Origin of the sequence: Streptomyces sp. NPDC049577 (assembly GCF_040675635.1) — a bacterium.
Lineage (GTDB): Bacteria > Actinomycetota > Actinomycetes > Streptomycetales > Streptomycetaceae > Streptomyces.
Window position 1 is genome coordinate 1 of sequence record NZ_JBFAPH010000270.1, and the last position, 8,362, is coordinate 8,362.

7 protein-coding genes are annotated in these 8,362 nt (G+C 73.2%); all 7 read right to left on the reverse strand.

Annotated elements, in window-relative coordinates; all coding sequences use genetic code 11:
- Positions 1 to 147 precede the first annotated feature (147 nt).
- Positions 148 to 1,680, reverse strand: a complete 1,533-nt coding sequence (locus AB0K09_RS24885) for a GMC oxidoreductase (protein WP_366067598.1) — start codon at positions 1,678 to 1,680, stop codon at positions 148 to 150.
- A 54-nt stretch (positions 1,681 to 1,734) separates the two neighbouring features.
- Positions 1,735 to 3,237, reverse strand: coding sequence for an aldehyde dehydrogenase family protein (locus AB0K09_RS24890; protein ID WP_366067599.1), 1,503 nt, complete (start codon positions 3,235 to 3,237; stop codon positions 1,735 to 1,737).
- A gap of 158 nt (positions 3,238 to 3,395) precedes the next feature.
- Positions 3,396 to 4,277, reverse strand: a complete 882-nt coding sequence (locus AB0K09_RS24895) for a hypothetical protein (protein ID WP_366067600.1) — start codon at positions 4,275 to 4,277, stop codon at positions 3,396 to 3,398.
- A 13-nt stretch (positions 4,278 to 4,290) separates the two neighbouring features.
- The gene (locus AB0K09_RS24900; RefSeq protein ID WP_366067601.1) at positions 4,291 to 4,809 is read right to left on the reverse strand and encodes a hypothetical protein; all 519 of its coding nucleotides are present in this window, start codon (positions 4,807 to 4,809) and stop codon (positions 4,291 to 4,293) included.
- Positions 4,806 to 6,404 (reverse strand): hypothetical protein, encoded by a 1,599-nt coding sequence (locus AB0K09_RS24905; RefSeq protein ID WP_366067602.1) that lies wholly within the window; start codon positions 6,402 to 6,404, stop codon positions 4,806 to 4,808. Before AB0K09_RS24905 ends, AB0K09_RS24900 begins: the two co-directional genes overlap by 4 nt.
- 170 nt (positions 6,405 to 6,574) lie before the next feature.
- On the reverse strand, positions 6,575 to 7,564 hold the full coding sequence (locus AB0K09_RS24910; protein WP_366067603.1) for a malate dehydrogenase: 990 nt from the start codon (positions 7,562 to 7,564) through the stop codon (positions 6,575 to 6,577).
- 145 nt (positions 7,565 to 7,709) lie between these two features.
- Positions 7,710 to 8,362: DUF2690 domain-containing protein (locus AB0K09_RS24915; RefSeq protein WP_366067604.1), on the reverse strand; the 653-nt coding region annotated here is incomplete at its 5' end.

Consider the following 8,362-nt stretch of genomic DNA (forward strand, 5'->3'; position numbering starts at 1 on the left):
GGGCCGGGCCCGGGGGGCCGGCTGCGTGGCCGGCCGGCGCACCGGCCGCAGGAGCGGCCGTGGGTGCCGCCGCGCGGAGCGCGGGCGGCTCGATGGGGGTGCTGCCGGTGGTACGGGGTGCGGTGTCGTTCACGGAGCGGGTACTGGTCACTGGCCGGTCCCTTCGTCGGCTGCTGCGGCGAGCAACTCGGCGCACTTCTCCCCCACCATCAGTACGCCGATCATCGGGTTGACCGCCGGCATCGTCGGGAAGACGGACGCGTCGGCGATGCGGACGCCGTCCAGGCCGCGTATCCGCAGGTGCGGGTCGACGACCGCGAGGTCGTCGTCCGCGGCGCCCATGCGGCAGGTGCCGGCCGGGTGGTAGACGGTGTGGGCGACCTTGCGCGCGTACTCGCTGATCGCCTCGTCGTCGGTGACCTCGGGCCCGGGGCAGACCTCGCGCTTGAGCCAGCCGGCCAGCGGTTCGGTCTTCGCGATCTCGCGGGCGAGCTTGATGCCGTCGACGAGGGTGCGGGCGTCGTAGTCCTCCTCGTCCGTGAAGTAGCGGAAGTCGAGGGCGGGCTTGACGGACCGGTCGGCGCTGGTCAGGTAGAGGCGGCCGCGGCTGCGCGGCTTGGGGATGTTGGGCGTCATCGACACGCCGTGCTCGGGCTTGACGTAGCCCAGGCGCTCGGGGTTGTCGGTGAAGGGGATCTGGTAGAAGTGGAACATCAGGTCGGGCCCGTCGGAGGCGGGGTCGCGGCGGACGAAGAGGCCCGCGTCGGAGTCCATCGCCGAGTTCTCGGGGATCGGGCCGTCGGTCTCCCAGACGATGACCGACTCGGGGTGGTCGAGCAGGTTCTCGCCGACGCCCGGCAGATCGTGGACGACGGGGATGCCGAGCTCTTCCAGGTCGGCCTTGGGGCCGATGCCGGAGTGCAGCAGCAGCCGGGGGGTGTCGACGGCGCCCGCGCAGACCAGGACCTCGCGGCCGGCCTCGACGAACAGTTCCTCGCCGTCCTTCGTGCGCACGTGCACACCGCGCGCCCGGCCGGCCTCGACCTCCAGCCGGTAGGCCCAGGTCTCCAGCATCAGATGGAGGTTGGGGCGGTCGAGGAAGGGGTGGAGGTAGGCGACCGAGGCGCTGGAGCGCTTGTTGTTCTCGGGGTGGTAGGCGAGGTCGAAGAAGCCGGCGCCCTCGTGGAAGGGCTGCTTGTTGAAGCCCTCGACGCGCGGCACCCCGGCGGCCTCGCGGGCCGCTTCGACGAAGTCGCGGGCGATGGCGTTCCGGTCCTTCTCGTCCACCGGGACGATGTTGTTGCGGAGCCGGGCGAAGTACGGGTCCATGGAGTCCGCGTCCCAGCCCTCGGCGCCGGCGGCCGCCCACTCGTTCCAGTCGCCGGGCAGCGGCTTGAAGGAGATGAGGGTGTTGTGCGAGGAGCAGCCGCCCAGGACGCGGGCGCGGCTGTGCCGGATGTGGGAGTTGCCGCGCGGCTGCGGGGTGGTCGGGTAGTCGTAGTCCAGTTCGCCACCGAGCAGGCCGAGCCAGCGGCGCAGGGTGAGGACGTCCTCGCGGTCGACGTCGGAGGGGCCGCCCTCGATGACGGCGACGGTGACGTCCGGGTCCTCGGTGAGACGGGAGGCGATGACGGAGCCGGCGGTGCCGCCGCCGATGACGACGTAGTCGTAAGCGGGCATGGTGGGGATGAACTCCTTGTGCGGCAAAGGAACTTCGGGCGGGACGGGGGGACGTCAGCCCGCGAACCAGCGCACCGGCTTCGGCGCGAGGTTCTGGTAGATGTGCTTGGCCTCGCGGTATTCGGCCAGGCCCGAGGGGCCCAGCTCCCGTCCGGTGCCGGACTTCCCGAAGCCGCCCCACTCCGCCTGCGGCAGGTAGGGGTGGAAGTCGTTGATCCACACGGTGCCGTGGCGCAGCCGCCCGGCGACCCGGCGGGCCCGGCCCGCGTCCTTGGTCCACACCGCGCCGGCGAGCCCGTACTCGGTGTCGTTGGCGAGGGCGACGGCCTCGTCCTCGGTGCGGAAGGTCTCGACGGTGAGGATCGGCCCGAAGGTCTCCTCACGCACCACCTTCATGCGGCGGTGGCAGCGGTCGAGCACGGTCGGCGAGTAGAAGTAGCCGGTGGCCGGGCGGGTATCGGACGGCTTGGGCCGCTCGCCGCCGCAGCGCAGCACCGCGCCCTCGGCCAGCGCGGAGGCGACGTACGCCTCGGTCTTCTCCAGCTGGCTCGCGCTGACCAGCGGGCCGCACTCGACGCCCTCCTCGGTGCCCCGGCCGAGGCTGATGCGCTCGGCGCGGCGGGCGAGTTCGCCCACGAAGCGTTCCCGCAGGGACTCCTCGACGATCAGCCGGGAGCCGGCCGAGCAGACCTGCCCGCTGTGGATGAAGGCGGCGTTGAGGGCCTGGTCGACGGCGGTGTCGAAGTCGGCCTCGGTGGAAGCGGCGTCGGCGAAGACGACGTTGGGGTTCTTGCCGCCGAGCTCCAGGGCGACCTTCTTCACGGTGGGCGCGGCGGCGGCCATGACCCTGGTGCCGCTGGCGAGGCCGCCGGTGAAGGAGACGAGGTCGACGTCCGGGTGCTCGGAGAGCCGGGCGCCGACCGGGTCGCCGGCGCCGGTGACGAGGCCCGCGGTGCCGGCGGGGAGCCCTGCCTCGGCGAGCAGCCGGACCAGGTGCACGGTGGACAGCGGGGTGATCTCGCTGGGCTTGATCACGAAGGTGTTGCCGGCCGCCAGCGCGGGGGCGATCTTCCAGCTGGCCTGGAGCAGGGGGTAGTTCCAGGGGGTGATCAGGGCGCAGACGCCGACGGGTTCGTGCACGACGACGCTGTGCACATCGGGGTCGCCGGCATCGACGACGCGGCCGGCGCTCTCGCCGGCGACGAGGTCGGCGAAGTAGCGGAAGGCGGTGGTCACGTCGTCGACGTCGACGCGGCCCTCCTCCAGGGTCTTTCCGGTGTCCCGGCTCTCGGTCAGGGCGATCGCCTCGCGGTCGCGCTGGAGCAGGTCCGCCACGCGGCGCAGCAGCGCGGCGCGCTCGGCCACCGGCGTGCGCGGCCAGGGACCCTCGTCGAAGGCCCGGCGGGCGGCGGCCACGGCGGCGTCGGTGTCGGCGGTGCCGCCCTCGGACACCACGGCGAGGGTGGTGGCGTCGGCGGGGTCGAGCACCTCCCGCTGAGCGCCGGACGCGGCGCCGCGCCACACCCCGTCCACGTGGATGGTCTCGACTGACGACATGACGAACTCTGCCTTCCGGTGACGAACGATCCGCCGCCGGCCCGGGAGGACCGGCAACGGAGCGCCCCTAACCGGAAGGGCTAAACCTATGCCTCCTTGTTGACGAAGAGTGACGCGAGTCACTTTCCGTGGTCGGCGCGACCGGTGTGACCGGTGCGTCACTGACTGCAGTAACCGGTGGGACAGAAGGTGGACGTGAGTGTCCGGGCGATCTCCAGATGCGAGGACCACGCGTCGGAGGGCCCGGCGACCAGCAGCGCGTACTGGTGGTGGTCGGGAGCCGTGTAGGCGTGGACGAGGACGTGCCGGTCGCTGCCGTCGGAGCGGGTGTACGCGTACTCCAGCTCCGCCGCGCCGTCCGAGGTGCCGCCCCGCGCGAGCTGCAGCAGGTGGTAGCCCTTGTTGCCGGAGACCGTCTTCTCGGTCGCGACCATGGCGTCGTACGGGGTGGACTCCGGCCCGTCCAGCTCCCAGATCTGGATCAGGCTGGTGCCGGACGGCGAGGTGTAGAACACGCTCGCGTTCTGCGTGCTGCGCGTCCAGCCGACCGGTACGGCCAGCGAGTACCCGGCCGGATCGGTGGTCCGTACATAGCGGCCGGCCGACGATCCGCCGGTGGGCACCGCCGTCGGGTAGCCGGGGAAGCCCGGGGCCGTGGTGGTCGGTTCGCCGGCGGGCCCGTCGGTGGGCTCGTCGCTCCGGCTGAACGGCCAGCCGCCGGTGAGGCCGTCGGTGCCGGTGGGCGAGGGCAGGGCGCCCATCGAACTACTCGCCCCCGGTGGGGCGTCGGGGCCGCCGCCCCCGCCGTCGTCGTCGCGCAGGGCCGCCCACAGGCCGAGGCCCAGGCCGCCGGCCAGGATCACGCCCGCCAGCGCGCCCGCGAGGATGGACGCGTGCGACGGCCCGGTGGGGATGCCGTCCTCGGGCGGGGGCCCGAGGGTCACCCGCTGTTCGCCGTCCGGGTCGTAGGGCGGTGCGTGGCCCGGCGCCCGGGGGTCGTCGTCGACCCAGCACTGGCGTTCGGGGTCCCAGTGACTCATGTGCCTCGCCGCCTCACGCGAGTAACTGGGTGATCGCCTGGACGACGGCGACGGCCGAGGACAGCGCGCCGGCGGCCGTGGTGCCGACGGCCAGCAGCTCCTTCAGCCGGTCCAGCCGGCCGCGTTCGGTGCGCCCGGTGCGGCGCGCCTCGTCCTCCAGGGCCGCCAGCTCGCCGTCGACCTCGTCGAGCCGGTCGCCGCCGGCACGGGCCAGCCGGGGCAGGTCCTGCCGCAGCAGCCCCACCGCTTCGAGCAGTCCGGGCGGGACGGGCAGCAACTGCCGTGAGGCGTCGAGCGCGTGCGCGTCCACCCCGGCGGCGGCCGCGCCGCCGGACATCTCGCCCACCGCCACGCCGCCGTTCTCCGGCACCGGGCCGGCCACCGGCACATCCCCGGCCGCGGCCGGCGGGGCGCCCACGCGCTCCGACCGGTCCTCGGCACGGGCGCCCGGGCCACTGGCCACGGCCCCGCCGGTCATCCGGCCGACGGAGATCCCACCGGATTTCTCCTGGCTGTTCACCGGTTCCTTCATCGTCCCCCGCTTCCCGCGACGTGCTTGGCCTCCGCACCGCTGCCGGTGGCCACCGCGCCACCGCTCATCGAACCGATGTAGACGCCACCCTCGCTGATCTGCACGATCTGCTGTTCGAACTGATCGGTCTCATAGCCCTTCGAGCGCAGGGCGTCCCGTACTCCGCTGGCGATGCGGTCCTGCACGGTCTTGACGTAGCGGCTGATGTCCATCTCCTGGAACAGGGAGACGAGCTGGGTGCCGGCCATCTCCCGCACCGAGTCGGCGGGCCCGTCCGGCACGGCGCGGCGCGGGTCGGCGAGCCAGGTGCGGAAGCCGGAGACGGCCGAGTGAACCGTCGAGACCAGCGACGCGAACCCGGCCGCCGGGCCGGACAGCAGCGCCCGCACGCCGTCGCGCAGCAGGTCGTCCTCGCCGCGCGCCGCGATCACGTCGACCGCGTGGAACTCGGGCTTGACGGGCGTGAGGACGTGCGGGACGACCTCCAGGACCAGCATCCCGCCCTGGGTGTGCACCCGGACCAGGACGGAGATCACGACCTGTTCGTCCCACGCGCCGATGCGGATCCGCAGGAAGTAGCGGCGGGCCTCGCCGCCCTCGTCCACCGCCTCGTCCCGGTGGCGGCTGACGGTCGGCTCGTCGTAGGTGACGCGCTGCCGCTGCGGGCCGACCGGCAGGTAGACGAACTCCTCGATCTCCAGGTCGCGCAGCCGGTCCCGGCTGGTCGCGGCGGCGGCCTCGCGCAGCGCCTCCAGCCGGGGCCGGATGAGGTCGACGACGGTGCGGCCGGTGATGGGCGCCACGCTGTCCTGGCCCGGGCGGCGCTTGAGCTCCATGGCCAGGGACCAGGGCTCGTACGGGCGGCCCATGCCGATGAACGGCCGGGACGGGTCGTAGATCGTCAGTCCCGCGTACTGCTCGCGGTCGATGGCCTGCCCGATGCGCCGGTGGTAGGCCGACACCGGCAGGGCCCGCGGCAGCCGGGCGAAGGCGTCGCGGGCCAGCTCGGTGCGCATCACGGCCGCCACCCGGGCCCGGTGCATCCACACCGGCAGCACGAGCAGGAGCGGGAAGATGATCCCGGCCCAGTTCTCGGCGCCCTCCTCCAGCGCGTAGAAGGCGAAGGCCCAGTAGGCGATGGTCAGCAGCGGGGGCGCGACGGGCACGATCGCCCGGACGGCGGCGTTGCCCCTGAGCGCCTGGCGCAGGGTGCGCCGGTCGACGATGTACACGGCGGACCCGCGTCCGGCCGCGGCCTGGGCGCTCCAGCCGATGAAGCAGACCACGGCGTAGAGGGTGGCCCACATGGGCAGCCCGGGGCCGACCTCGCCGGCCCCGGAGTCGATGTCGGCGGCGAAGAAGCCCGCCCACAGGGCGAGCAGCAGAAGGGCGGTCAGCGCGTCCTGGCCGCGGGCGCGGACCGCGTGGGCGAGCACCGGCACGACGTCGACGCCGAGCGAGGGTGCGATGGGTCTTTCTTCGTGTTCCACCAGCTCCTCGATGACGCGCCGGCGGAAGTGGATGTCGAGGTAGGCCCCCGCGCAGAGTAACCGGGTGGCCTCGGTACGGGAGTCCCGTGGAGCGGAATGACTCATGATCGATCCCCCGATCGCCTAACTCCCCCGTGAACTGAGGGAGTTGACGTGTTTTCGGAGAATCCAGAATACGACCGAAAGCCCGTCGCCGACCCCGCTCGGAGGGCAGACGACGGGCTGGAAACCGCCCCGTACGGATGTGCGTGCGCACACCCGTACGGGGACGGGAATCAGATCAGGCCGAGGGCGCGGACCGCGTCGCGCTCCTCCGCGAGCTCCCGCACCGAGGCGTCGATGCGGGCGCGGGAGAACTCGTTGATCTCCAGACCCTGGACGATCTCGTACTTGCCGTCCTTGCACACGACCGGGAAGGAGGAGATCAGGCCCTCCGGGACGCCGTAGGAGCCGTCCGACGGGATGCCCATGGAGGTCCAGTCGCCCTCGGCGGTGCCGTTGACCCAGGTGTGGACGTGGTCGATCGCGGCGTTGGCGGCGGAGGCGGCGGAGGACGCGCCACGGGCCTCGATGATGGCGGCACCGCGCTTGGCGACGGTCGGGATGAAGTCCTCGGCCAGCCACTGCTCGTCGTTCACGACCTCGGCGGCGTTCTTGCCGGCGACCTCGGCGTGGAAGATGTCCGGGTACTGGGTGGCGGAGTGGTTGCCCCAGATCGTCAGCTTCTTGATCTCGGAGACCGGGGTGCCGGTCTTCTTCGCGAGCTGCGAGATGGCGCGGTTGTGGTCCAGACGGGTCATCGCGGTGAAGCGCTCCGCCGGGACGTCCGGCGCGGCGGCCTGGGCGATGAGGGCGTTGGTGTTGGCCGGGTTGCCGACGACCAGGACGCGGATGTCGTCCGCGGCGTTGTCGTTGATGGCCTTGCCCTGCGGCTTGAAGATGCCGCCGTTGGCCTCCAGCAGGTCACCGCGCTCCATGCCCTTGGTGCGCGGGCGGGCGCCGACCAGCAGCGCGACGTTGGCGCCGTCGAACGCGACGTTCGGGTCGTCGGTGATCTCGATGCCGCGCAGCAGCGGGAACGCGCAGTCGTCGAGCTCCATCGCGGTGCCCTCGGCGGCCTTCAGGCCCTGCGGGATCTCCAGCAGGCGCAGCTTGACCGGCACGTCCGCGCCGAGGAGGTGACCGGAGGCGATGCGGAAGAGCAGCGCGTAGCCGATCTGGCCGGCCGCGCCGGTGACGGTGACATTGACGGGAGTGCGGGTCATGGCGATCTCCTGCTGCGAGCCCATTGTGTGCGGATCTCTCTCGGTATCAAGAGAACCGGCGTCAGGCTATCCGACGGCGACGCCCTTCAACCCCCGACCCGGTGTGGGGCCCGCCACTCGGGGGGCTCGGGCGCCCCCCGCGGCGTCAGCCCGGGTGCGTGCAGCCCTTGCGGCCGCCGGTGAGCGTCGCGCAGGCCGTGGCCTGGTCCGGTCGGGTGACGGCGAGCATCGCCGTGTGGCCGTCCGTGCCCTTGGCGACGCGCGTGCCCTGCTCGCGCGTGCCGGGAGCGGTTATCCGCAGCGCGTCGCCCGGCTCGGCCTGGGTGATGCGCGCCCAGGCCGCCCCGCACAGCTCGCTGTAGCGGACCTCCAGGTACGACGAGCCGACGGTGACGGATCCGGCCGTCGTGGCGTGCTCGCCGCCACAGCCCATGGTCTCCGGGTCCTGCCCCGCGCACGACTGGCCGGTGCACCGCGCACCGGCCGGCACGGCGGGCCCGCTCGCGCTGGGCGAGGCCGGCGGGGCGGCCGCCGCCTTCTTGCCGTCGTCACCGGAGCCGGTCAGCAGCCAGACGGCGGCGATGCAGAACAGCGCCCCGAGCACGCCGAGCGCGAACAGCAGCGCCGTGCGGCGCGGCCGCCGAGGGGCCCTGCCGCCGCGCAGCGGAATGGCCCGCTCCCGTACGTCCGGCGAACCGGCCGGGCGCTCCACGGAGGGGCGGTCGGCGGGGGGCCGGTGGGGGGAGGGACGGTCCGCGGAGGGACGGTCCGCGGCCTCCCGCCGGCGCAGGGCGAGCC

Bases quoted from the DNA above. Each gene is read 5' to 3' on its own strand.
- AB0K09_RS24910 (WP_366067603.1), bottom strand. From the start codon at position 7,564: ATGACCCGCACTCCCGTCAATGTCACCGTCACCGGCGCGGCCGGCCAG.
- AB0K09_RS24900 (WP_366067601.1), bottom strand. From the start codon at position 4,809: ATGAAGGAACCGGTGAACAGCCAGGAGAAATCCGGTGGGATCTCCGTC.
- AB0K09_RS24890 (WP_366067599.1), bottom strand. From the start codon at position 3,237: ATGTCGTCAGTCGAGACCATCCACGTGGACGGGGTGTGGCGCGGCGCC.
- AB0K09_RS24885 (WP_366067598.1), bottom strand. From the start codon at position 1,680: ATGCCCGCTTACGACTACGTCGTCATCGGCGGCGGCACCGCCGGCTCC.
- AB0K09_RS24895 (WP_366067600.1), bottom strand. From the start codon at position 4,277: ATGAGTCACTGGGACCCCGAACGCCAGTGCTGGGTCGACGACGACCCC.
- AB0K09_RS24905 (WP_366067602.1), bottom strand. From the start codon at position 6,404: ATGAGTCATTCCGCTCCACGGGACTCCCGTACCGAGGCCACCCGGTTA.